Origin of the sequence: Mesorhizobium sp. M8A.F.Ca.ET.207.01.1.1, assembly GCF_004794715.1 — a bacterium.
Lineage (GTDB): Bacteria > Pseudomonadota > Alphaproteobacteria > Rhizobiales > Rhizobiaceae > Mesorhizobium.
In genome coordinates this window covers 209,426-231,196 of the sequence record NZ_SRUS01000007.1, presented here as the reverse complement: position 1 = coordinate 231,196, position 21,771 = coordinate 209,426, and the positions used below count along the sequence as shown (strand labels likewise).

The window sequence follows — 21,771 nt, the reverse complement described above, 5'->3', positions numbered from 1 at the left end:
CCTTTCTCAGTCATGGGCACCATCCCTGGCCAGGATCGTATGCAGCGCCCGCCGGCCGCGCGACAGCAGACTCTCCAAGGCATCGACACTGATCTCCAGGGTCGCGGCCGCCTCTATGTTGGACATCTCCTGGTAGTAGACCAGGATGATCGCCTCGCGCTGGCGTGGTGCGATTGCCTGCAAGGCCTGCTCGACCCGATGCGGCTCTTCGCGGGCATCGGGAAGCGGGGCGGGATCGACAATGTCCGGCACCGCGTCGGTCACCCATTCGCGGCGCCGGCGCAGCCGGTCGTAGCAGAGGTTGAGCGTGACGCGGTGGATCCAGCTGTCGAAGCGTGCATTGCCGCGCCGCCAGCCCGATGCATGACGCCAGATGCGCATGAAGGTTTCCTGCGCGACATCCTCGGCCTCCGCCGCGTCGCCCAGCATGCGCACGGCCAGCGAAAGGATGCGCGGCAGCTTGCGCGCGACCAGCAACCGCACCGCCTCCGGCTCGCCGGCACCGACGCGGCGAACCAACTCCTCGTCCGGGTCGGCGCTCATCGGCTGGCGCACTCCCGATGTCCATCACGCGTCATAGCCTCTTGGTCATTGCTCCGGCTTGGGAGCGGATTTGTGGCCCGGCCTCTCGTCGGCCGTTAGAATGCCGTCGCCATTCTTGTCCAGCCTGGCGAAGCGCTTGGCGAACAACGCATCGAGCTCGGCCCGGTCGATGAAGCCGTCATGATTGGAATCGATGCGCGCGAAGGATTTGGTGGGATCGCCCTTGACGTTGCGTTTGGCCCGGAAGGCCTCCCACTCCAAGAGGCTGATCTTGCCGTCGCCGTCCGTGTCGGCGGCCATGATCGCCTTCTCCCGCCGCTTCTGGAACTTGGCCAGCGTGATGTCGGACTTGGCGGTGCGGGATGGGGCAGTAGGGGATGTGGCCGCGGGGGATGTGGCCGCGGGTGGCGTGGCGGCCGGTGGTTCTGTCGCTGTCTGGGCCAGAGCCGCGGTGGTCAGCAGGCTCAAGGCAGCGGCAAGGATCGAACGGCGTATCATGCTTCACGTCTCCGGTTGGCGCATGCCATGGCCCAATGCCAGGGTCACGCTTCAACCGTTAAACGCAGCGATCGGAGAAATCCGTCGGTCGCCGATGCCGATCACGCGCTTGCCGCAATGCCGGGCTTTGGCGGCGGCAGGAGAAGTGGCAAAGCACTTCGTCCGGCGCGTCTGGATTACGCCGAGTGATCGTCGGCTACCAGCTGATCCGATTTGAAGCCGGCATGCTGAGGGGTCCACACATCGCCCTCTTTATTGAACCAGTGGCACAGATACATGCCGGAAGCGGCGCCATCGCTGACCGTCATCTTCGGGCCTCCCGACTTCAGCTTGACGACGTCTCCGGTCTTGAAAGTGTTGGGCATTTGGACCTCCCATGCTGACACCTGACATTTCATACCAAAACCGGTGTCCCGACAATGGCATACGGGTCTTTTGGGCCACTGTCTCATGCGGCAACGCGGGGGGCATCGCGGACGGCGCCCTCGGGGCGAAGCGGGAGGCCTCCGCGGATCAGTCCGCCTCGATCACACGCCGGGCCGGCTTCCTGACCGGCTCCCGTTGGCGCGCAGGCGGAGGCTTGTCCGCCAAGGCCTCCTGCTGCAGTCTCTGCTCCCTCAGGCGGGCTGTCTTGGCATCCCTGGCGTGGCGCTCGGCATCCAGCACCAGCCTCGCCTCGCGGTCCGCTCTTGCCAGCTTTTCCTTGTCGACACGCCTTGGCAATTTAAAACCTCCTGTCCGTGGAACCATCGGCAGGAAATGTGCGACCCAAGCGTCTGTTCCAAAAAACAGGCGCCTGTTTCAAAAAAATAGAAATGCGATATCCATCATTTGTTGTTGAGATTTGAAAATGCCGGACCGCTCGCTTGTCAGCGCGTTTCTGTTCCAGGCCCGGAAGGACCTCGCGACTGATCGGCAGGATGAAGACTGATCGGCAGGATGAAGACAGCGTCCCCATCGCCTTCCTAAACGCAAAAACCCGTCGGCCGAGGTCGACGGGCGATTATACGACCATTTGTGATGGCGATCAGGCACGGGCGCCGGGAAGACGCCCCGTCCTCGTCACCCGGCTACCGGGCCGGATATTGGGGCGATTTGCGCAGCTACGCTGGCCAGACGATCGCGCTTCTTCAATTCAGGCTTCTCGTAGGTCTTCTTCATGGATATTCCCCCGTTGATCCCTCAAGACCGCAAATTGCCTGCGGCCGGCGGTTGTTGTCAAGCGAGCGCAAAAAGCCCGCCAGAGACTGGCGGGCAAGTCAGGAAGTCGCTGGGGATCCACCCAGCGTTGAACCAACGAATGGTGGTGGGCTTGGTTGCGGGCGGGTATCCGCAAGTCGCACGACTACCCGGCCTGGCAAAAGGCAAACGGCCGGAATTCGGGCCATCTTTCGCGCACCCAAGCCGCTTCGACCATCGGTTTGAAAAAACTGGTGCCGCTTAGGTGACTCGAACACCTGACCCCATCATTACGAATGATGTGCTCTACCAACTGAGCTAAAGCGGCCCGGGAGGCCAAGGCCTCCAAGATGGGCAGGGTGATAGACTCAACCGGCCGCGAATTCAAGATGCGACTTGGCAAATCATGCAAGCGTCCCGCCGCGATCGAAACCGGGGCTCCAGCGCCCTTGCATGCCGGAATCGCCGACATATTCCGATTTTGTTTGCCGGAACATCGCGAAGATGGACTTTGGACGGCCCGTCAAGGCAGAATGCGGCTGCCCGCCCGTTGATTGATTGGTCGCCTGCCGCTAACCATCATGAAAGCTTGTGGCAATTAGCAGAGGGATCTCGCTTGGACGCGATCGAAAAAGCGATCCGGAACGCCTTGGAAAAGGGCAATGCCGAGGACCGCGCGTTCCGCGAGAGGGTCTATCGCTCGGCCTTCGCCGCGCTCGACCGTGCGCTCCAGGCCAATCCCGGCGTGACCGTGGAAGTCGCCATCAAGCGCCGCAAGGCTATCCAGGCGAAAATCACCGAAATCGAATCCGAGTACCTGCCGGCGGTGCCTGGCGTTGCCCCGCGGATCGACGCGATCGACGCGCCGGCGGGCGAGGCCGAGGTTGGTGCGGCGCCTGCGGTCGAGGCCGGCCCGAGGGTGCCGTCGCCCGCAGTCTCCGTCGACGCCCCCGTGCAGCCCGCTTCCGATGCACCGCGCTCGCGCGTGCTGCCGGTCGTTCCCGACATCATGCCGGATGCGACCCTGCCCGGTGCGCCGACCATCGACATGTGGGCTCCCGCCGCGCCGGGAGCCCCGACGGAAGTGGCGCCAGACCGCGATGAGCGGCGCATTCGCGGACGTCGCCTGCCGCTGACCGCCATTTTCTTCACCGTGACGCTGCTCGCGGCGGTTGGCATCGGCCTGTTTTTCGCCATGCAGACCGGTGTGTTCAAGTCGGCGGCCGAGCTTAATACCGCGCCGCCGGAAGCGCCGCCGACCGTCGAGGACGACGATTTCACCCCGGCCGACGGCGCCAACGCCCCGGCAAAGCCCGGTGCCGCGGATCAGTCGCACGACTGGATCAATGTGTTTTCGCCGACCGACCCGAGCCATGTCGCCGCGCCGTCGGACGCCAAGGCCGAGGTGATGAAGGACGACAGCGGGCCGTTCCTGCGCATCCAGTCCGGCGCCTCCGGCTCGGCGATCGCCTTCGACGTCGGGCAGGGCGTGCTGGAAAAACTCGCCGGCAAGCACGCCGTGTTCGACATCATCGCCCGGGCCGAGGACGGCAAGGACACGCAGATCTCCGTCGACTGCAATTTCGGCGAACTCGGCGACTGCGGCCGCAAGCGTTACGCGGTCGGCCAGCAGAAAAACGAATATCTGTTCGACGTGAAGTTTCCCGACAAGCATCCGGGTTCGGCCGGAACCATCGCCGTCAATTCCGATTTCGACAAGCAGGGCAAGGCGGTCAACGTCTATGAGATTCGCGTCTCGATCGAGCCTTGAATTGTATCGTTGCGACCGACATACCGGCGGTGCCTATCAGTCGAGCAGCGCCTGCAGGGTTTCTATGCGGTCGGCCTCGTTGGCCGGCTTGTCCCAGCGCAGCCGTGAAATTCTGGGGAAACGCATGGCCACACCCGATTTGTGCCGAGTCGAGCGGTTGAGCCCCTCGAAGGCGACTTCCAGCACCAGGCCATTGTCACGGTCGGCGCGCACCGAGCGCACCGGTCCGAAGCGCTCGACCGTGTTGTCGCGGACATATTTGTCGATCTGCTTCAGCTCTACGTCGGTGAAGCCGAAATAGGCCTTGCCGACCGGCACCAGCTCCTCCGCGCCCTCGTTCCCGGACCAGACGCCGAACGTGTAGTCCGAATAGAAACTCGAACGCTTGCCGTGGCCACGCTGGGCATACATCAGCACGGCGTCCACCGTGTGCGGGTCGCGCTTCCATTTGAACCACGGCCCCTTCGGCCGACCGGCGACATAGGGCGAATCCCAGCGCTTCAGCATCACCCCTTCGATGATCGGATGCGGCGGCGCGCGGCGCAGGTCCTCGAGCGCCTGCCAGTCCGCGAAGTCGACGAAGGGGGAGAGATCGAAGCGGCTGGGGTCGAGCGTCCCGATGAAGGCTTCCAGGCGGCCGCGCCGCTCGCGGAAGGACAGTGGGCGCAGATCCTCTTCACCAACCTGCAGCAGGTCGTAGCAGCGCATGAAGGCCGGATATTGCTGCTGCATCTTCGGTGTCACCGTCTTGCGGTTCAGCCGCTGCTGCAAGTCCGAGAAGGTTCCCGTCGCCTCGCGCGGATCGCCGACAAGCAATTCGCCGTCGAGTACGGCGGAAAAGTGCATGGCGTCGGCGAGGTCTGGAAAGGCGCCCGAGACATCGTCGCCGGTGCGCGAATAGAGCCGGCGGATGCCGCCTTCGGCCACCGCCTGGACACGGATCCCGTCCCATTTCCATTCCGCCGCATAGTCGGCGGGATCGAGCTTTTCGAGATCGCCGTCGCCGACCGGGTTCGACAGCATGACCGGGCGAAACAGCGCCAGCGCCGTGTTGCGCGGTTTTTCGGCCTTGCCTTCCAGCCAGGCGAACAGTGCCGTGTAGGGCGGCGACAGCCCATGCCAGAGCTCCTCGATCTCGGCGACGTCGACGTTGCCGAAATCGGCCAGCGCCTGTTTGGCCAGCCGCGCCGAGACGCCGATGCGCAGCCCGCCGGTGACCAGCTTGATGATGGCGAAGCGCGCCGAGATGCCGGCGCTGTCGAGCAGCCCCGTCAGCACCTTCGGCCCGTCGGAGCGGCTTGCCGCCTGTAGCTTCGCCACCACCTCGCCAAGCGTCGGCTCGCGGTTGGCGATCCTGCCAGGCGGTTGGGGCCAGACCAGCGACACCGTCTCGGCGAGGTCGCCGACATAGTCGTAGGAATAGCCGAACAGCACCGGGTCCATGCGTTCGGTGACCAGCGTGCGCAGCATGGCCGGCTTGACGGCGGCAATTTTGAGATCGCCGGTGATCGCGGCCAGCGCCAGGCCACGGTCGGGATCCTCGACGCTGCGGAAATAGTCGGTCAAAAGCGTCAGCTTGCCGTTGCGCGACGGCGTCAGCACCAGGCGGTCGAGAAGTTCGGCGAAGCGGTTCATGGGGAGGGAAACCTCGCCAATCGGCAGGCGTCGCGTCCCGTCGCGTCCCCCTCTGTCCTGCCGGACATCTCCCCCACGAGGGGGGAGATTGGCAGATGCGATGCCGGCTCATCTCCCCCAACATCAGCGATTGGCGAAAGCCGGCGTAACATCTGATCTCCCCACAAGTGGGGGAAATGGCCGGCAGGCCAGAGGGGGGCGCCGTAGGGCTCGTCAGGGACAATTGGCGAACTGTATTGCATTAATCGCCCTCGTCCTCATAGCCCACCAGATGCAGTGGCCTGGCCGCTATCCCTTCCAATTCGCACCAGCGCACCAGGGCTTCCTCGCGGCCGTGCGTGACCCAGATTTCCTCGGCGCCGGTCTCCTTGATGGTGGCGGTGAGTTCGTCCCAGTCGGCATGGTCCGAGATGATCAGCGGCAGCTCGACGCCGCCTTGCTTGGCGCGCTGGCGGATGCGCATCCAGCCCGACGCGAAGCATGAGATCGGGTCGGGAAAGCGCCGCGCCCAGCGGTCGGCGAAGGCCGATGGCGGGCCGACCACGATGGCGCCGGCGAAATCCTGCTTGCCGCCGCTCTCCACCGTCGCCGGCTCGAGTTCGCCGAGGTCGATGCCCTGGCTCTGGTAATATTCGCTGAGCCTGGCCAGCGCGCCATGGATGTAGAGCGGCTTGTCGTAACCGGCGTCGCGCAACAGCCGCATCACCCGTTGTGCCTTGCCGAGCGCATAGGCTCCGACCAGATGCGAGCGCTCCGGGAATTGCGCTGCCGATTTCAGCAGCCGGGCGATCTCTTCCGTATCGGGCGGATGGCGAAACACCGGCAGGCCGAAAGTCGCCTCGGTGATGAAGACGTCGCAGCGGATCGGCTCGAACGGCGCGCAGGTCGCATCCTTCTGACGCTTGTAGTCGCCGGAGGCGACGATACGCCTGCCCTGGTGTTCGACCGCTATCTGCGCCGACCCCAGCACATGACCGGCGGGGTGGAAGCTTACGCTGACGCCGTCGAGGGCAATCGTCTCGCCGAGCGTGGCTGCCTGCGTCGTCCCGGCAAAATCCTCGCCGTAGCGCAATGCCATGATGTCGAGCGTCTGCTGTGTCGCAAGCACCGAGCCGTGGCCGGAACGCGCATGGTCGGAATGGCCGTGCGTGATCAGCGCCCGGTTCACCGGCCGTACCGGGTCGATGAAGAAATCGCCCGGCGGGCAGTAGAGGCCCTCGGGCCGGGGATGAAGCAGGTCGCTGGCGCGCATGACCCTCAAGATAGGATATAATTCCGCCGCGGGAAGCCTGTTGCCCGAGACTGCTGACTCGCCGGGCAAAGCCTGCTCAATTCGGTTCAGCTTCGGCGTGCTTTGCTCTACAGAGATGGGCGGCCGGCTACCCTGCCGGTGGAACCATCATCATGAAACCGCTTCAGACCTCGTCGGGCGACCCGAACGCCGATCGCCGTGCAGACTATGCCGAAATGCTCTTTGTCTCCGGCGATCACACTGCGGCGGCCGAGTTGCTGCTCGGCGCGCTGGAACTGGCGCCGCAATGGGCAATGGGCTGGTTTCGCCTCGGCGAGATGCAGGAGGCATCAGGCAGGCTCGACCTTGCGGCGCAGGCCTGGACGACGTCGCTGAAACTCGATCCGGCCGATCGCCAGGGCGCGGTGCTCAAACTGCAGCTGATCGGCAAAGGTCCGGCCTCCACCGCGCCGCCCAGCGCCTTTGTCGAGACGTTGTTCGACCACTATGCCGAGACATTCGAGGAGACGCTGGTCGGCAAGCTCGACTACCGGCTGCCCGAGGTGCTCGACGCTGCCATCCGCAAGGCAAGGCCGGGCCGCTTCCGCCTGGCGCTCGACCTGGGTTGCGGCACCGGACTGATGGGCGAGAGGCTGAGGCCGATCGTCGACCGGCTGGAGGGGGTCGATATCTCGGCAAGGATGCTGAGGAAGGCGCGGGCAAAAAATATCTATGACGCGCTGACAAAAGCGGATTTGCAGGATTTTTCCTATTCGGGCGGCAAGGCCGATCTGGTGACGTCAGCCGACGTGCTGATTTACATCGGTGGGCTCGAAGGTTTGGTGGCAGCGGTCGCCGGCCTGCTCGCCGAGGGCGGCCTGTTTGCCTTTTCCGTCGAGAGCCTCGTGGATGGCGGCGACTTCGCGCTGCAGCCGTCGCGGCGCTACGCCCATTCGGATGGCTATGTCGGACGGACCCTCGAGGCCAACGGTCTCTCGATCGTCGCGCTGGAACCGACAACCATCCGCTGGGATCGCCGAGAGCCTGTCAAAGGCCTGGCCGTCGTGGCACGGAAAGCTCAGGCCGTGTGAGGCCAGCTCTTTGCACTGCTCCGAAAAAGTCCGATTTGCGTGCGCGACTGATATTTGCGATCTGGTCGCATCAGGGCGGGATACCAGGAGGAGCAGTTCGATGCGCTGGAACATGATGATCTTGGCGTCTTGCCTGGCAACCACCGGCTGCGTTGGCAATTCAGCGTCCGAGCGGCAGGATGCCAACATCGAATCCTCGCTGCAATATGACAGCGTGCCATGCGATCAGTTGCTGGCGCAGCGCAACGGATTGGCGCAGCAATACAATCTCCCGACGACCGCCAAGCCGACCTTCTCCAATCCCGCCATGGGCTTCGGTCCGTTCACGCCCGACATGCGCTCCAAGGCCCAGCGCGACAGCGACAAGGCGTCGGGCGAGATCGACGCCATGAACCGGTCCATCGATCGCCGCGACTGCGGCAAGCCGGACAAGCAGAAGAAGTTCGCTCTGCCTGGCTGATAATCCAACCGTCCATTAGCAAGGCTCCGTCCGGTGAACCTCTCGGACCTCGGCGACCGCATCTGTATCCTTGGGCCGTCCAACAGCGGCAAGTCGACGCTCGCCGACGCGATCGCGCGCAAGCGTGGCCTGACACCCATTCATCTCGATCTGCTCTTTCACCTGCCCCACACGGATTGGGTGCAGCGTCCGAGGGACGAGTTCATTGCCTTGCATGAGGCCGCGATCGCTGGCGAGCGGTGGGTGATGGACGGAAACTACTCGGTTTGCATGCCGCAACGCTTCCAGCGGGCGACGGGATTGATCCTGCTGGACATCTCCACCTCCGCAAGCCTGTTGCGCTATTTCAGGCGAACCCTGTTCGAGAGGGAGAGGCGCGGGGGCTTGGAAGGCGGGCGCGACAGCATCAAATGGGATATGATCCACCACATCGCCGTGACCACGCCGAAAAATCGCCGGAGATACCGGACAATGTTCGAGCAGATCGATCTGCCGAAGCTGCAACTGTCGTCGGTCCGGGCAATCAAGGAATGCTTCCGGGAGTGGGACTTGCCCAGAGGAGGGTAACGCCCTGCTAATATCCCGCCTTGCGGTCCACCAGATTGTCGAGCTTTTCGCCGCGCTCGAAAGCATCCATCTGGCGCAGCATGGTCGGCGCCAGGTGCACGGGATCGGAGGTCGCCGCGGCATGGGGCGTCACGAACACTTTCGGATGGGTCCACAGCGGGCTGGTCTTCGGCAGCGGTTCGACCTCGAACACGTCGAGGCTCGCTTCCTTCAGCGTACCGTCGTCCAATGCCCGTATGATGTCGGCGTCCTTCTGCAGGCGCCCACGCCCGGCATTGATCAGCACCGAGCCGCCAAGGCCGTTGCGCTTGCGCAACTCCTTCAGCACGCCGTAATTGATGATGCCTTGCGTGTCTGGAGTAAGCGGCAGAAGCACCACCAGAATGTCGGTGGCATTGAGGAATGGGATAAGGCCTGCTTCGCCGGAATAGGTCGCCACGCCCTTCATCGGCCGGTCGCTGCGCGACCAGCCATTGACCGCGAAGCCGAGCGACAGAAGCACCGAGGCCGCGGCCCGGCCGAGGCTGCCGAGACCCATGATGCCGACGGAAATGTCGCCGGCCGGCCGCTGCAGCGGCTCGTGCCAGGTCTTCTTCAGCTGCTGCGACCGGTAGAGCAGGCCCTGGCGGTGATGGTCGAGAACCCGCCAGACGACGTACTCGGTCATGTACTGCGTGAGGTTGTCGGCGACGACCTTGACGATCGGCACGTCGGGCAGGCCGGGATCGGCGAAGATATGGTCAACGCCTGCGCCGATCGAGAAGATGGCGCGCAGATTGGGCAGCGACGACATCAAATTGGGCTTGTGCTTCCACACCACCGCGTAGGTGATCGAAGGATCCTTGGCGCCGTCCGGCTCCAGCACCACCTCGCGCTCGGCCGACAACAGGTCGCGCCAGCGTTGCGGATGAAAGCCGGTGACGGCAAGCAGGATACGGCCTTTTTCCATCGCGGTTCGTTCAATCCTTCCTTGTGCGGATCACTCGCTGACCGCGCCTGTCGGAGCCGTCTCGATCTTGAAGGCGGCCGAGATCAGCGCCCGAGTATAGTCGGTTTGCGGATTTCCAAAAATCTGTTCGGAAGGGCCGGCTTCGACGATCTGGCCGTTGCGCATGACGATGACGTCATTGGCCAGCGCCCGGATGACCTTGAGGTCATGGCTGATGAAGAGATAAGCGAGGTCGTGCTTGGCCTGCAAATTGCGCAGGAGATCGACGACCTGCGCCTGCACGCTCATGTCGAGCGCCGATGTCGGCTCGTCCAGCATGACGAAGCGCGGGTTGAGCACCATGGCGCGGGCGATGGCGACACGCTGGCGCTGGCCGCCGGAAAATTCGTGCGGATAGCGGTTGCGGGTCGCCGGGTCGAGGCCGACTTCCTTCAGCACGGCGGCGACCTTGTCGTCGCGCTCGTCGGGCGACAGTTTCGGCTCGTGGATCTTCAGGCCTTCCTCGATGATCTCGGCGATCGACATACGCGGGCTGAGCGAACCGAACGGATCCTGAAAGACGATCTGCAGTTCGCGTCTGAGCGGCCGCATGGCGTTGAAGGTGAGCTGGTTGATGTCGCGGCCGTTGAACTGAATGGTTCCGGTCGACGAGATCATGCGCGCCAGCGCCAGGCCGAGCGTCGTCTTGCCGGAACCGGACTCTCCGACCACACCGAGTGTCTGGCCGGCGCGCACCGTGACATCGATGCCGTCGACCGCTTTCACATGATCGACCGTGCGCCGGAAGAAGCCCTGCTTGATTGGGAACCACACCTTGATGTCCTTGCCGGTCATGACAGGCTTGGCGTCGGCATTGGCGGCCGGCGGCTTGCCTTTCGGCTCGGCGGCCAGAAGGTGGCGTGTATAGGGGTGCTGCGGGTTAGCGAAGATGTCCTTGGTCGGGCCGGTCTCGACGATCTTGCCCTTGGTCATCACGCAGACCCGGTCGGCGATCTTGCGCACGATGCCGAGGTCATGGGTGATGAACAGCATCGACATGCCCTTGCGGCTTTTGAGGCCCGCGAGCAGTTCGAGGATCTGTGCCTGCACCGTGACGTCGAGCGCCGTCGTCGGCTCGTCGGCGATCAGCAGTTCCGGCTCGTTGGCGAGAGCCATGGCGATCATGACGCGCTGGCGCTGGCCGCCCGAAAGCTGATGCGGATAGGCGTCGAGCCGCTTTTGCGGATCGCGAATGCCGACTTCGTTGAGCAGGGCCAGCGTGCGCGCCTTGGCCGGACGGTCGCCCATGCCCTGATGCAGCTTCAGGATTTCGACGATCTGATGCTCGATCGTGTGCAACGGATTGAGCGAGGTCATCGGCTCCTGAAAGATCATGGTGATCTTGTTGCCGCGCACCTGGCGCAATTGCTTCTCGCTCATGGCCAAGAGGTCGGCGCCCTGGAACAGGATCTTGCCCGACGGATGGCTGGCGCTGGGGTAGGGCAGCAACTTCAGCACCGACAGCGCCGAGACCGATTTGCCGGAGCCGGATTCGCCGACCAGCGCCACCGTCTCGCCCCTGGCGATGTCGAACGAGATGTGGTCGACGGCAACGGACTGGCCGCCGCCCTGGCTGAAGGCGACGCTGAGGTCCTGCACGCTGAGCAAGGGCGCTCCGCTCATTTGAACGTCTTGCGCGGATCGAAGGCGTCGCGCGTCGCCTCGCCGACAAAAACCAGCAGCGACAGCATCAGCGAGATGACGACGAAACCGGATATGCCGAGCCAAGGCGCGTTGAGGTTGCGCTGCGCCTGCTTGAGCAATTCGCCGAGCGAGGCCGAACCCGGCGGCAGGCCGAAGCCGAGATAATCGAGCGAGGTCAGCGTCGAGATCGATCCGCTCAGCAAAAAGGGCAGGAAGGTCAATGTCGCCACCATGGCGTTGGGCAGCAGATGCCGGAACATGATGGTGCGGTTGGGTACGCCGAGCGCGCGCGCCGCGTTGACATATTCGAAGTTGCGGGCGCGCAGGAACTCCGCCCGCACCACCCCGACCAGCGCCACCCAGGAGAACAACAGCATCAGGCCGAGCAGGATGAAGAAGCCCGGCGGCAGGATGGCGGCGACGATGAGCAGCAGATAGAGCACCGGAATGGCCGACCAGATCTCGATGAAGCGCTGGAACAGCAGATCCGTCCAGCCGCCGAAATAGCCTTGCAAGGCACCAGCCCCAACGCCGATGAGAGCCGAGCCGGCGGTCAGGATCAGGCCGAACAGCACCGAAATGCGGAAGCCGTAGATGACGCGCGCCAGCACGTCGCGTGCCTGGTCGTCGGTGCCGAGCCAGTTCCAGTTGCCGACATTGCAGGCTGGGTCATCGGCTCCTTGCGGATACTGGTTGCAGCGCGTCTTGGCGTCGTATTGCCAGGACGGCTTGGCGGGTGCCGCTTCCGGGATGGCGTTGTTGACGGTCTGGTAGGAATAGCGGATCGGCGGCCAGATCATCCAGCCATGGGCATTGATTTCGTCCTGGATCACCGGGTCGCGGTAATCCGTGACCGCATAGAAGCCGCCGAATTTTTCTTCGGGGTAAGCGACCATCACCGGAAACAGGATTTCGCCCTTGTAGGAAGCGATGATCGGCTTGTCGTTGGCGATGAATTCGGCAAACAGCGACAGCACGAACAGGATGAGGAAGATCCATAGCGACCAGTAGCCGCGCCGGTTGGCCTTGAAATTCTGCAGGCGGCGCTTGTTGAGCGGCGACAGGAACGGCCGTGGGAGCCGCTCCGGCAAGACACCGGCGGTAACGCTTGCCTCCGACATCAGACGTCTCTCCGCTCGAAATCGATGCGCGGATCGACCCAGGTGTACATCAGGTCGGACAGGAGCCCGATGAACAGGCCAAGAAGCGAGAAGATGTAGAGATTGGCGAAAACCACGGGATAGTCGCGCTCGACCACCGACCGGAAGCCGAGCAGGCCGAGCCCGTCGAGGGAGAAGATATTCTCGATCAGCAGCGAGCCGGTGAAGAAGGCCGAGATGAAGGCACCGGGGAAGCCGGCGATGACGATCAGCATGGCATTGCGGAAGACGTGGCCGTAAAGCACCTGCCGTTCCGACAGGCCCTTGGCGCGCGCCGTCACCACATACTGCTTGCGGATTTCCTCCAGGAACGAGTTCTTGGTCAAAAGCGTCGTCGTGGCGAAGGCCGACAGCACCAGCGCCGTCAGCGGCAAGGTCATGTGCCAGGCATAGTCGGCGATCTTGGCCGGCCACGACAACTGATCCCAATTGTCGGAGACAATGCCGCGCAACGGGAACCAGTCCCAGAACGAGCCGCCGGCAAACAGCACCATCAGAAGAATGCCGAACAGGAAGCCCGGAATGGCATAGCCGACAATGACGACGCCGCTGGTCCAGACGTCGAAGGGGGTGCCGTCCCTGACCGCCTTGCGGATGCCGAGCGGGATCGAGATCAGATAGGACAATAACGTGATCCAGAGCCCGATCGAAATCGAAACGGGCATCTTCTCCAGGATCAGGTCGAGCACCGAAATATCGCGGAAATAGCTGTTGCCGAAATCGAACCTGGAATAATTCCACAGCATCATGCCGAAGCGCTCGAGCGGCGGCTTGTCGAAGCCGAACTGCTTCTCCAGCTTCTTGATGAATTCCGGATCGAGACCCTGGGCGCCGCGATATTTCGAGCTGACGTCGCCGGCCGCGTCGAAATTGGAACCGCCCGCATCGCCGCCGCCACCGCCGAGGCGGTCGCTGCCGCCCTGGTTGGTCAGCTTGGCGATGACCTGCTCGACCGGCCCGCCAGGCGCGAACTGGATGACGGCGAAGGATATCGCCATGATGCCGAACAGCGTCGGGATCATCAAAAGGATGCGGCGCAGTATATAGGCGCCCATCAGATGGTATCCTCCTCAGGGAGAGCCACCGTGTCCGGCGGCACCCCCAAGGCAGTCGCTTCAGGCCAATTGTCGACGCCGGCGCCGCCCCTCATTGTCCTGCCGGACATTTCTCCCCGTATAGGGACGGGGAGAAAGGGGCTGGCCATGATCTCGGCGCTCTTATCGCGACGCTTGTAGTTGGCGAAATCACTGATCAGAGCACCCCTCTCCCCGTCACTATACGGGGAGAGGATGCCGGCAGGCAGGTGAGGGGCAGCGCCAACGCCCGCAAGAAATTCAGCCTTTGCCAATTTTTGCCGCCTTGCCCTTATCGAACCACCACAGCGCCTCTACCGGAAAGCCGAAATCGGGCTTCTGCTCGACAAAGCCGAACATGTCCCAATAGGCGACGCGGTGATTCGCCAGATAGTATGTTGGAATCCAGTCTAGCCGCGCGCGCAAGACCCGGTCGAGCGCTCTCAGCGCCGTGACGAGTTCTGCGCGGCTTTGCGCCTTGCCGGCCGCCACGATCAGCGCGTCGATGGCCTTGCTTTTCGTGCCCGGATAATTGCGCTGCCCCGGTGTGTCAGCCATCCGGGAATCATAGAGCATTTCCAGCCCGTCATCAGTCGGTGTCGCTCCGATCGACCAATGGAGCATGTTGAGATCGAAGTCGAAATCGCTCTGCCGCTGTTCATATTGCGCTGAATCGACTTGCCTGATCGATGCGTCGATTCCGATCGCCTTCATATTCTCGGACCACGGAGTGTAGATGCGAACGATGCCGTCATCCTCCGCCAGCATTTCAACCCGCAGCCGCTCACCCTTGTCGTTGACGAGGAAACTGCCCGCGCGCTTCCAGCCGGCTTGCGCAAGCAACCGCGAAGCCTCGCCCAGCTGCTTGCGGTCATGGCCCGAACCGTCGGAGAGGGGCTGCGTTACGGCTTCACCAAAGACCTCTGGCGGCAACTCGGCTCGGAACGGCTCCAGCAGGGCCAATTCCTCAGGCGAGGGCAGGCCTTCGGCTTTGTAATCCGACCGTTCGAAATTCGATTGAGCGCGTTCGTAAGAGCCGTAAAACAACGCCCGCTTCATCCACTCGAAATCGAAGCATCTGGCGATCGCTCGTCGCACCCGTTCGTCGCGAAATTGCGGGCGACGCTGGTTAAGCGCGACGCCCTGCATGTCCGGCGTCTTTTCGCCGCGAAATTCCCGTTTGACGACCTTGCCGTCCTTCAACGCTGGAAAGTCGTATCCGGTCGCCCAGACACGCGCGGTGAATTCCTCGCGAAAATGCGTATCGCCCTTTTTGAAGGCCTCGAATGCCGCCTGCCGGTCGAGATAGAAGTCGATGCGGATACGGTCGAAATTGTACAGACCGCGGTTCACCGGGAGATCGCGGCCCCAATAGTCGGCCACGCGGTCATATTCGACAGTCTGTCCGGCCGCGACGCGTCCGATCCTGTAGGGCCCCGAGCCAAGCGGCGGTGTCATCGTTGAGGCATCGAAATTGTTGGCCGTATAAAAGGCCTTGGACACGATCGGCATTCCGACGACCGCTAGGATGTTTTGCGCGGACTGTTCGCCATTGAAGGTCAGGGCAAGGGTGACGGGATCGACCGCGACCGCCTCCGTCATATGCCGCAGCGCCTTGGAAAGGTTCGGGTGGCCTTGGTCCTTGTAAAGGTTCAGCGCGAAGGCAACGTCTTCGGCGGTCAGCGGCGAGCCGTCATGGAAACGCGCTTGCGGCCGAAGCGCGAAGCGGAAGCCGTTGCGGCCTTGCGACAGCGTGACGGACTCGGCGAGCAAGCCGTAGACCGCATCCGGCTCATCGAGCGCGCTTGCCATCAGGGAATCGAAGCAGAGTTCGGCGCGCGGCGGCGCCTCTCCTTTCAACACCAGGAAATTCAGTGTGTTGAAAGTCAGGAAGCTCTGATTGAGGGTTGCGCTGGGCGGCGCGAAATTCATCTGGCCGCCCTTGGGCGCGTCCGGATTGACGTAGTCGAAATGAGTGAAATCAGGCTTGTATTTGAGGTCGCCGAAGGCGGACAGACCGTGCAGCTTGATCCCGGTGGCAATGTTTGCGAAAGCCTTGCCCGGCAACAAGGCGGCGGCAGTGGCAGCTGCGCCAAGAGCGAGAAAGTCGCGGCGGGGCAGGGCCGTCATCGATTGCCGCCCCATCAATTACCGCCTTTGTATTTGGCCGCCAGCGCTTTTTCCTTGTCGAGATCGACCCACCAGGAATCGATATCGGCGCCGACATAGGCAGGCTGCTTGTCGGGGAACTTGAACTTGTTCCAATAGGCCAGCCAGACGGCGGAACGGTAATATTGCGGCACCACGTAGAAGTTCCACAGCAGGATGCGGTCGAGTGCGTGGGTGGCGGCGACGAGATCATCGCGATCGGTGGCGAAGATGATGCGATCGACCAGCGCATCGACGATAGGATCCTTGATGCCCATCAGGTTGCGCGAACCGGGCGCGTCGGCGGCCTTGGAACTCCAGAAATCGCGCTGCTCGTTGCCAGGCGACTCCGACTGGCCGAACAGACCCGTCACGACATCGAAATCGAAATGGTTCACACGGTTGATGTACTGCGTCTGATCGATGATGCGCAGGGTAGCGTCGACGCCGATCTTGCGCAGGTTGGCAATGTAGGGGCTGGCGATCACCTGGTCTGTGTCGTTCCAGCCGAGGATCTCGAACTTGAACGGTGCGCCTGTCTTGGCGTTGACCATCTTGCCGCCCTTGATGACCCATCCGGCCTTGGCGAAGAGATCGACGGCCTGCTTCAGATACTTCCGTTCCGCTTGCGGCGAATCGTAGACAGGCAGCTTGAACTCCTGAGTGAAGAGTTCCGGCGGCAGCTTGTCGCGGTATTTTTCCAGGATCTCCAGCTCCTTGCCCTGCGGCAATCCGCTGGACGCCAGTTCGGTACCCTGGAAATAGCTCGATGTGCGGGTATTGAAGCCGAAGAACAGCGTGCGATTCATGCTCTCGAAATCGAATGGTATGGTCAGTGCTTCGCGGACCAGCCGATCCTGGAACAGCGGCCGCCTCTGGTTGAGAACAAAGCCTTGCATCGGCTGTGGCGACTGTGTCTGGAAGTCCTTCTTGATGACGTCGCCTGCCTGAATGGCCGGGAAATTATAGGCCGTCGCCCATTTGCGAGAACTGTATTCGCGGTTGATGTCTTCCAGCCCACCTTTCGTGAACGCAAGCCAGGCGGCATTGTCGTCGAGGATGTAGGTGTATCGGCGCGTGTCGAAATTCTCGCGGCCGATCTTTACCGGCAGCTTAGCCGCCCAATAGTCCGGCACGCGCTGCCAGACGATTTCCGAACCGGGTTTGAAGCTGGCGATCTTGTAGGCGGCCGAGCCGAGCGGGATTTCCAGCGTCGGCTTGGTGACATCGCGCTTCTTGCCGCTGGCATCGGTGCCCTCCCACCAGTGTTTCGGCAGCACGGCAAGGTCGCCCATGATCTTGGGCAGTTCCCGGTTGCCCTTCTGGTTGAAATGGAATTCGACCTCGCGATCGGAGATGGCGACCGCATCGGTGACGTTCTCGAAATAGCGGCTGTATTGCGGGCTGTTGGCCTTCAGCACCTGGAACGACCAAATCACATCGTCGACGGTGATCGGCTGGCCATCATGCCATTTGGCGCGCGGGTCGAGCCGGTAAGTCGCCGAGGAATAGTCAGCCGGGTATTTGTAGGCGTCGGCGATCAGGGGATGGCTGACGCTGCCCTCATCGGTCGCCTGTTCCATCAGCGTGTCGTAGAGCAGGCCGCCGCCGAAGCCCACAAGACCCGCGGCAGGCGATCCCTGGACGACATAGGGGTTGAAGCTGTCATAAGTGCCGAGCAGCACCGAATTCAGCGTGCCGCCCTTGGGCGCGTTCGGATTGACGTAGTCATAGTGCTGGAAATTGTCGCCGTATTTGGATTGGCCGATCAGCGATGAGGTTGTCCGCCACTCGTCGGCCCGGGTCGTCTGCAACCCTGCTACCAGCAGGGCCGCCGCCAGCAGCGACTTGAGAAGCGTTCGGCCAACCGTCATGCACTCTCCCTTTCGCGATGCGTGCCAGATCATCCAGAAGGGCGATCCTAGATGATTTGACGCTCGTGGAAACCGCAATGCGCCGGCTTTGTCGCCGCACCGCGCATTTTCCCAACAAAAAAGCCGGGCTGAACCCGGCTTTTTCAAGGACGTCGAGATGACAATCCGGTTATTTTGCCGGCGCTGCCGGAGCGGCCGGCGCCGCGGGCTTGGCCGGTGCGGCGCCGTCAGCGGGCTTGGCGGGCGCGGAGGCATCAGCAGCGGCGCCCGGTGCCGGCAGCGGCTTGGGATTGTCCGACAGTGTGCGCAGATAAGCGATGACGTTGGCGCGGTCCTCGTCCTTGGGCAGGCCGGCAAAGCCCATGGCCGTGCCCTTCACGAATTTCTTCGGCGAGGTGATGAAGTGGTTGATGTTGTCGTAGGTCCACTTCTCTGTGCCGCCCTTGGAGAATTCCTTCATGCCGGCCGAATAGGCGAAGCCTTCATGCTCGGCGACAGGGCGATCGACGAGATCCCACAGATCCGGGCCGACCTTGTTGGGGCCGCCCTTTTCGCCTGAATGGCAGGCCTGGCACTTCTTGAAGACGGCAGCACCCGCCTCGACATTGGCAGTGGCCAGCAGATCGGCGATCGGTTTGGCTTCAGCGGCTGGAGCGGCAGCGCCGCCTTCGGCCGGTTCGGCGGCCTCGATGGCGAAGCCGGGCTTTTCCGGCGCCGGCGAGGCAAACAGCGCGTCCGACACAATGCCGACCGAGAAGACGACGAAAACGGTTCCGAGCAATCCGGCGAGCAGCTTGTTGACTTCGTTGGAATCCATACGCCCCTTGCTCCCTTTTCCGGCGGACCGAACCGTCCACTCCGTCCGTCGGTATCGAGACCTGCCCTCCAGGGCCGGTCAAATCGGGCGGAAACTAGGTCTTTTGCTCCAGCGTTGCAACACCTATAAGGGCGCTGCCAGTGAGACCTTTTGCCACTTTTCCTTGTCCTCTTTTCGAACGCCTCGCCAGACCGATGTCCACCTTGATCCTGATCCCGGCCCGCATGGCCTCGACCCGCCTGCCGGGCAAGCCGCTGGCCGACATTGCCGGCGCCCCGATGATCGTCCATGTCGCGCGCCGCGCGGCCGAAGCCGGGCTTGGCCGGGTGGTGGTGGCGACCGACACGCAAGGCGTGGCCGAAGCGGTGCGCGCGCATGGTTTCGAGGCGGTCATGACGCGCATCGACCATGAATCGGGTTCCGACCGCATCCACGAAGCTCTGTTGGCGCTCGATTCCCGAGGCGAGGTCGAAACGATCGTCAATGTGCAGGGCGACCTGCCGACCATCGATCCCGGCATCATCGCCGCGTCGCTCAGGCCGTTCGAGGACGCCGCGGTGGATATCGCCACGCTCGGCGTCGAGATCGTCCGCGAGGAGGAAAAGACCAATCCCAACGTCGTCAAGATCGTCGGGTCGCCGCTGTCGGCCACGCGGCTGAGGGCGCTATACTTCACCCGCGCTACCGCGCCCTGGGGCGAGGGGCCGCTTTATCACCATGTCGGCCTCTACGCCTATCGCCGCGCCGCGCTCGAGCGTTTCGTCGCCCTGAAGCCGTCGCCGCTGGAGCGCCGCGAGCGGCTTGAGCAGTTGCGGGCACTGGAAGCCGGCATGCGCATCGACGCCGAGATCGTGCAGTCGCTGCCGCTCGGCGTCGACACGCCTGTAGACCTGGACCGCGCCAGGGAAATCCTTTCAAACTGAGATATCGGCATGCCTGAAAAGACCAACAGAATATCCTTCCAGGGCGAGCCCGGCGCCAATTCCGACACCGCCTGCCGCAACGTCTATCCCTCGATGGAGCCGTTGCCGTGCCCGACCTTCGAGGACGCCTTCAATGCCGTCGAGACCGGCAAGGCCGATCTCGCCATGATTCCGATCGAGAACACCATCGCCGGACGCGTCGCCGACATCCACCACCTCCTGCCGGAATCCAGGATGCACATCGTCGGCGAATATTTCCTGCCGATCCATTTCCAGCTGATGGTGCTGCCCGGGGTCAAGCGCGACGAGATCAAGACCGTACACACACATATCCACGCGCTCGGCCAATGCCGCAAATACATCCGCAAGAACGGCTGGAAGGGAGTAGTCGCCGGCGACACGGCGGGTGCAGCCAAAATGGTCTCCGAGGTCAAGGATCGCACCATGGCCGCGCTGTCGCCGGCGCTGGCCGCGACGCTCTACGGGCTCGACATCATCGAGGAGAACGTCGAGGACACCGACAGCAACGTCACCCGCTTCGTCGTCCTGACCAAGAGCAAGCAATGGGCCGAGCGCACGTCACCCGACGTCAAGATGATGACGACCTTCATCTTCCGCGTCCGCAACGTGCCGGCCGCGCTCTACAAGGCCATGGGCGGCTTCGCCACCAACGGCATCAACATGACCAAGCTCGAGAGCTACCAGCTCGGCGCCTTCACGGCGACGCTGTTCTACGCCGACATCGAGGGCCATCCCGACGATCCGCTGGTCAAGCTGGCGCTGGACGAGCTTCGCTTCTTCTCGCGCGAGGTGCGGATTCTCGGCGTCTATCCGGCCAGCGAGTCGCGCGAGCAGTGGAAGGTGGCGGATTGAGCTACCAGCCCAGCGGCACGTAGTCGATTTCCATGAAGGTCTCGACCTCCGGCACCCAGCGGTCGCGCACGAAGGCGACATGGTCGGGATGGTCGTTGTACCTGGTGTAGGCGGCCTGGTCGGCGAACTCCATCGAGAAGCCGAACTGATAGTCGTTCATGGGGCTGACCTGCCGCAATTGCTCGAAATGCGTGACGCCCCGGATCGCCGAGAGGATTTTCCTGGCGTCGACGAGAAACCGCTTTTCCTCCAGCGAGTGCGGCGGATGCTTCAGCGTGAAGACGACGGTGTGACGGATCATTTGTCTCTCCTGCAATGACTTCGATCCTGCAATGACTTCGATGACTATTCGCTGTCGACCCAGGCGCGGATGAGGTGATGCGCGATGGCGCCTTTCGGCGGGGTGACCAGCGTGTCGGGATGCGTGCGGTCCAGCATCAGGCGAACCTCGTCGCGCAAAAACCAGCGGCAATCCTCCAGTTCGTTGAGGTCGGCCTGGATGTCTTCGTTGAGCGGCTCGCCGAAGCATCCGATCATAAGCGAATAGGGGAACGGCCAGGGCTGGCTCGCGTGGTAGACGACGCGGCCGAGCCGGATCCCGGCCTCCTCCAGCGTCTCGCGGCGCACCGCCGCCTCGATCGTCTCGCCGGGCTCGATGAAGCCGGCAAGTGCCGAATACATGCCCGGCGCGAAGTGCCGGCCACGCCCGAGCAGGCATTTGTCCCGCGTCGCCGTCAGCATGATCGCCACCGGGTCGGTGCGCGGAAAATGCTCGGTGCCGCAATTCGGGCAATGGCGCTTGTAGCCGCCCGCCCGCATCTGCGATTGCGTGCCGCATTTGCTGCAGAAGCGGTGGCTGGCGTGCCAGGCGAGCAGGGCCGCCCCTTGTGCCATCGCGCCGGCGGCGGCCTCGTCGATCAGTCCTTGCATATAGACCGAGCGGTAATCGATCGCCTTGACGGTTTCGGGCAACTGTTCGGCATCGATGCCGGCCAGCACCGCCAGCACCGGCCCCTGTTCGGAAAACCCGAGCAGGACGCCCTGGTCGAAGGAAGGGCTGAAGGGATCGCTCTCGGCGATGCGGTACCAAGGGTCGAAACCGCCATCGGCGAGTTTCAGGTAGAGCCGGCCGCCATTCATCAAAAGCAGCCGTGTCGTCGGATCGGCCAGCGCCTTGTCGACCGAATCGTCGGCGCGGTTCTCGGATTGCCGGTCGATGGTGTTGCCGGCAAAGCCGACGAACTGGCTCGGCTCGCGCACGGGCGCGTCAAACAGGCGAAAGCTCATATGGACTCT

The 21,771-nt window shown here is 63.1% G+C and carries 21 protein-coding genes and 1 tRNA gene; 6 read left to right on the top strand and 16 right to left on the bottom strand.

The window, feature by feature from the left end; translation table 11 throughout:
- Positions 1-6 precede the first annotated feature (6 nt).
- The 5 genes from EN850_RS22225 to EN850_RS22205 all read right to left on the bottom strand — a co-directional run bounded on the left by EN850_RS22225 (position 7) and on the right by EN850_RS22205 (position 2,548).
- Positions 7-543, bottom strand: a complete 537-nt coding sequence (locus EN850_RS22225) for an RNA polymerase sigma factor (RefSeq protein ID WP_127870707.1) — start codon at positions 541-543, stop codon at positions 7-9.
- 45 nt (positions 544-588) lie between these two features.
- A complete protein-coding gene (locus EN850_RS22220; protein ID WP_135930297.1) occupies positions 589-1,041 on the bottom strand; it encodes an acid-shock protein in 453 nt (150 codons plus the stop codon).
- Positions 1,042-1,217: 176 nt separating this feature from the next.
- A complete protein-coding gene (locus tag EN850_RS22215) occupies positions 1,218-1,406 on the bottom strand; it encodes a DUF2158 domain-containing protein (protein ID WP_127275157.1) in 189 nt (62 codons plus the stop codon).
- A 148-nt stretch (positions 1,407-1,554) separates the two neighbouring features.
- Complete coding sequence (locus EN850_RS22210) at positions 1,555-1,764, bottom strand: hypothetical protein (protein ID WP_127275158.1); 210 nt, start codon at positions 1,762-1,764, stop codon at positions 1,555-1,557.
- Positions 1,765-2,472: 708 nt separating this feature from the next.
- Positions 2,473-2,548: transfer RNA gene (locus EN850_RS22205), tRNA-Thr, on the bottom strand.
- 288 nt (positions 2,549-2,836) lie between these two features.
- On the opposite strand from EN850_RS22205, the gene EN850_RS22200 reads away from it, so the two are divergent.
- On the top strand, positions 2,837-3,991 hold the full coding sequence (locus tag EN850_RS22200; RefSeq protein WP_136092242.1) for a hypothetical protein: 1,155 nt from the start codon (positions 2,837-2,839) through the stop codon (positions 3,989-3,991).
- 36 nt (positions 3,992-4,027) lie between these two features.
- On the opposite strand, the gene EN850_RS22195 is transcribed toward EN850_RS22200, so the two are convergent.
- Both EN850_RS22195 and EN850_RS22185 read right to left on the bottom strand, forming a co-directional pair.
- On the bottom strand, positions 4,028-5,626 hold the full coding sequence (locus tag EN850_RS22195) for a cisplatin damage response ATP-dependent DNA ligase (protein ID WP_136092241.1): 1,599 nt from the start codon (positions 5,624-5,626) through the stop codon (positions 4,028-4,030).
- Positions 5,627-5,867: 241 nt separating this feature from the next.
- Entirely contained in the window at positions 5,868-6,878 is a 1,011-nt protein-coding gene (locus tag EN850_RS22185; RefSeq protein WP_135882905.1) for a ligase-associated DNA damage response exonuclease, read from the bottom strand.
- Positions 6,879-7,030: 152 nt separating this feature from the next.
- On the opposite strand from EN850_RS22185, the gene EN850_RS22180 reads away from it, so the two are divergent.
- The 3 genes from EN850_RS22180 to EN850_RS22170 all read left to right on the top strand — a co-directional run bounded on the left by EN850_RS22180 (position 7,031) and on the right by EN850_RS22170 (position 8,975).
- Positions 7,031-7,948: a methyltransferase domain-containing protein gene (locus EN850_RS22180; protein ID WP_127870711.1), complete on the top strand. Its 918-nt coding sequence runs from the start codon at positions 7,031-7,033 to the stop codon at positions 7,946-7,948.
- A gap of 100 nt (positions 7,949-8,048) precedes the next feature.
- Complete coding sequence (locus tag EN850_RS22175) at positions 8,049-8,408, top strand: hypothetical protein (RefSeq protein WP_127278432.1); 360 nt, start codon at positions 8,049-8,051, stop codon at positions 8,406-8,408.
- A 33-nt stretch (positions 8,409-8,441) separates the two neighbouring features.
- Positions 8,442-8,975 (top strand): AAA family ATPase, encoded by a 534-nt coding sequence (locus tag EN850_RS22170; protein ID WP_136092239.1) that lies wholly within the window; start codon positions 8,442-8,444, stop codon positions 8,973-8,975.
- A gap of 7 nt (positions 8,976-8,982) precedes the next feature.
- On the opposite strand, the gene EN850_RS22165 is transcribed toward EN850_RS22170, so the two are convergent.
- The 7 genes from EN850_RS22165 to EN850_RS22130 form a co-directional block, all read right to left on the bottom strand.
- A complete protein-coding gene (locus EN850_RS22165; RefSeq protein WP_127278434.1) occupies positions 8,983-9,924 on the bottom strand; it encodes a glyoxylate/hydroxypyruvate reductase A in 942 nt (313 codons plus the stop codon).
- A gap of 30 nt (positions 9,925-9,954) precedes the next feature.
- The gene (locus tag EN850_RS22160) at positions 9,955-11,586 is read right to left on the bottom strand and encodes an ABC transporter ATP-binding protein (protein ID WP_127278435.1); all 1,632 of its coding nucleotides are present in this window, start codon (positions 11,584-11,586) and stop codon (positions 9,955-9,957) included.
- Positions 11,583-12,728 carry an ABC transporter permease gene (locus tag EN850_RS22155; protein WP_127870712.1) on the bottom strand — a complete coding sequence of 382 codons (1,146 nt, stop codon included), beginning with the start codon at positions 12,726-12,728 and terminating at the stop codon, positions 11,583-11,585. Before EN850_RS22155 ends, EN850_RS22160 begins: the two co-directional genes overlap by 4 nt.
- Positions 12,728-13,822 (bottom strand): microcin C ABC transporter permease YejB, encoded by a 1,095-nt coding sequence (locus EN850_RS22150; RefSeq protein ID WP_135862143.1) that lies wholly within the window; start codon positions 13,820-13,822, stop codon positions 12,728-12,730. The genes EN850_RS22155 and EN850_RS22150 overlap by 1 nt, the downstream gene beginning before the upstream one ends.
- A gap of 279 nt (positions 13,823-14,101) precedes the next feature.
- Positions 14,102-15,970: an extracellular solute-binding protein gene (locus tag EN850_RS22140; RefSeq protein WP_136092238.1), complete on the bottom strand. Its 1,869-nt coding sequence runs from the start codon at positions 15,968-15,970 to the stop codon at positions 14,102-14,104.
- Positions 15,971-15,984: 14 nt separating this feature from the next.
- Complete coding sequence (locus tag EN850_RS22135; RefSeq protein WP_136092237.1) at positions 15,985-17,862, bottom strand: extracellular solute-binding protein; 1,878 nt, start codon at positions 17,860-17,862, stop codon at positions 15,985-15,987.
- A 169-nt stretch (positions 17,863-18,031) separates the two neighbouring features.
- Positions 18,032-18,679: a cytochrome c family protein gene (locus tag EN850_RS22130; RefSeq protein ID WP_127870715.1), complete on the bottom strand. Its 648-nt coding sequence runs from the start codon at positions 18,677-18,679 to the stop codon at positions 18,032-18,034.
- Between the two features lie 194 nt (positions 18,680-18,873).
- Here EN850_RS22130 and EN850_RS22125 point away from each other — a divergent pair, with 194 nt between their 5' ends.
- Positions 18,874-19,602 (top strand): 3-deoxy-manno-octulosonate cytidylyltransferase, encoded by a 729-nt coding sequence (locus tag EN850_RS22125; RefSeq protein WP_135921089.1) that lies wholly within the window; start codon positions 18,874-18,876, stop codon positions 19,600-19,602.
- Positions 19,603-19,611: 9 nt separating this feature from the next.
- Positions 19,612-20,475 (top strand): prephenate dehydratase, encoded by an 864-nt coding sequence (locus EN850_RS22120; protein WP_135921087.1) that lies wholly within the window; start codon positions 19,612-19,614, stop codon positions 20,473-20,475.
- 1 nt (position 20,476) lies between these two features.
- On the opposite strand, the gene EN850_RS22115 is transcribed toward EN850_RS22120, so the two are convergent.
- A complete protein-coding gene (locus EN850_RS22115) occupies positions 20,477-20,776 on the bottom strand; it encodes a Dabb family protein (RefSeq protein WP_135916849.1) in 300 nt (99 codons plus the stop codon).
- 44 nt (positions 20,777-20,820) lie between these two features.
- Positions 20,821-21,762: an NAD(+) diphosphatase gene (gene nudC / locus EN850_RS22110; protein WP_127870717.1), complete on the bottom strand. Its 942-nt coding sequence runs from the start codon at positions 21,760-21,762 to the stop codon at positions 20,821-20,823.
- Between the last annotated feature and the right edge of the window lie 9 nt (positions 21,763-21,771).

Coding starts and splice junctions, on each gene's coding strand:
- EN850_RS22225 (WP_127870707.1), bottom strand. CDS start 543: ATGAGCGCCGACCCGGACGAGGAGTTGGTTCGCCGCGTCGGTGCCGGC.
- EN850_RS22220 (WP_135930297.1), bottom strand. CDS start 1,041: ATGATACGCCGTTCGATCCTTGCCGCTGCCTTGAGCCTGCTGACCACC.
- EN850_RS22215 (WP_127275157.1), bottom strand. CDS start 1,406: ATGCCCAACACTTTCAAGACCGGAGACGTCGTCAAGCTGAAGTCGGGA.
- EN850_RS22195 (WP_136092241.1), bottom strand. CDS start 5,626: ATGAACCGCTTCGCCGAACTTCTCGACCGCCTGGTGCTGACGCCGTCG.
- EN850_RS22185 (WP_135882905.1), bottom strand. CDS start 6,878: ATGCGCGCCAGCGACCTGCTTCATCCCCGGCCCGAGGGCCTCTACTGC.
- EN850_RS22180 (WP_127870711.1), top strand. CDS start 7,031: ATGAAACCGCTTCAGACCTCGTCGGGCGACCCGAACGCCGATCGCCGT.
- EN850_RS22175 (WP_127278432.1), top strand. CDS start 8,049: ATGCGCTGGAACATGATGATCTTGGCGTCTTGCCTGGCAACCACCGGC.
- EN850_RS22165 (WP_127278434.1), bottom strand. CDS start 9,924: ATGGAAAAAGGCCGTATCCTGCTTGCCGTCACCGGCTTTCATCCGCAA.
- EN850_RS22160 (WP_127278435.1), bottom strand. CDS start 11,586: ATGAGCGGAGCGCCCTTGCTCAGCGTGCAGGACCTCAGCGTCGCCTTC.
- EN850_RS22155 (WP_127870712.1), bottom strand. CDS start 12,728: ATGTCGGAGGCAAGCGTTACCGCCGGTGTCTTGCCGGAGCGGCTCCCA.
- EN850_RS22150 (WP_135862143.1), bottom strand. CDS start 13,822: ATGGGCGCCTATATACTGCGCCGCATCCTTTTGATGATCCCGACGCTG.
- EN850_RS22140 (WP_136092238.1), bottom strand. CDS start 15,970: ATGACGGCCCTGCCCCGCCGCGACTTTCTCGCTCTTGGCGCAGCTGCC.
- EN850_RS22135 (WP_136092237.1), bottom strand. CDS start 17,862: ATGACGGTTGGCCGAACGCTTCTCAAGTCGCTGCTGGCGGCGGCCCTG.
- EN850_RS22130 (WP_127870715.1), bottom strand. CDS start 18,679: ATGGATTCCAACGAAGTCAACAAGCTGCTCGCCGGATTGCTCGGAACC.
- EN850_RS22125 (WP_135921089.1), top strand. CDS start 18,874: ATGTCCACCTTGATCCTGATCCCGGCCCGCATGGCCTCGACCCGCCTG.
- EN850_RS22120 (WP_135921087.1), top strand. CDS start 19,612: ATGCCTGAAAAGACCAACAGAATATCCTTCCAGGGCGAGCCCGGCGCC.
- EN850_RS22115 (WP_135916849.1), bottom strand. CDS start 20,776: ATGATCCGTCACACCGTCGTCTTCACGCTGAAGCATCCGCCGCACTCG.
- nudC (WP_127870717.1), bottom strand. CDS start 21,762: ATGAGCTTTCGCCTGTTTGACGCGCCCGTGCGCGAGCCGAGCCAGTTC.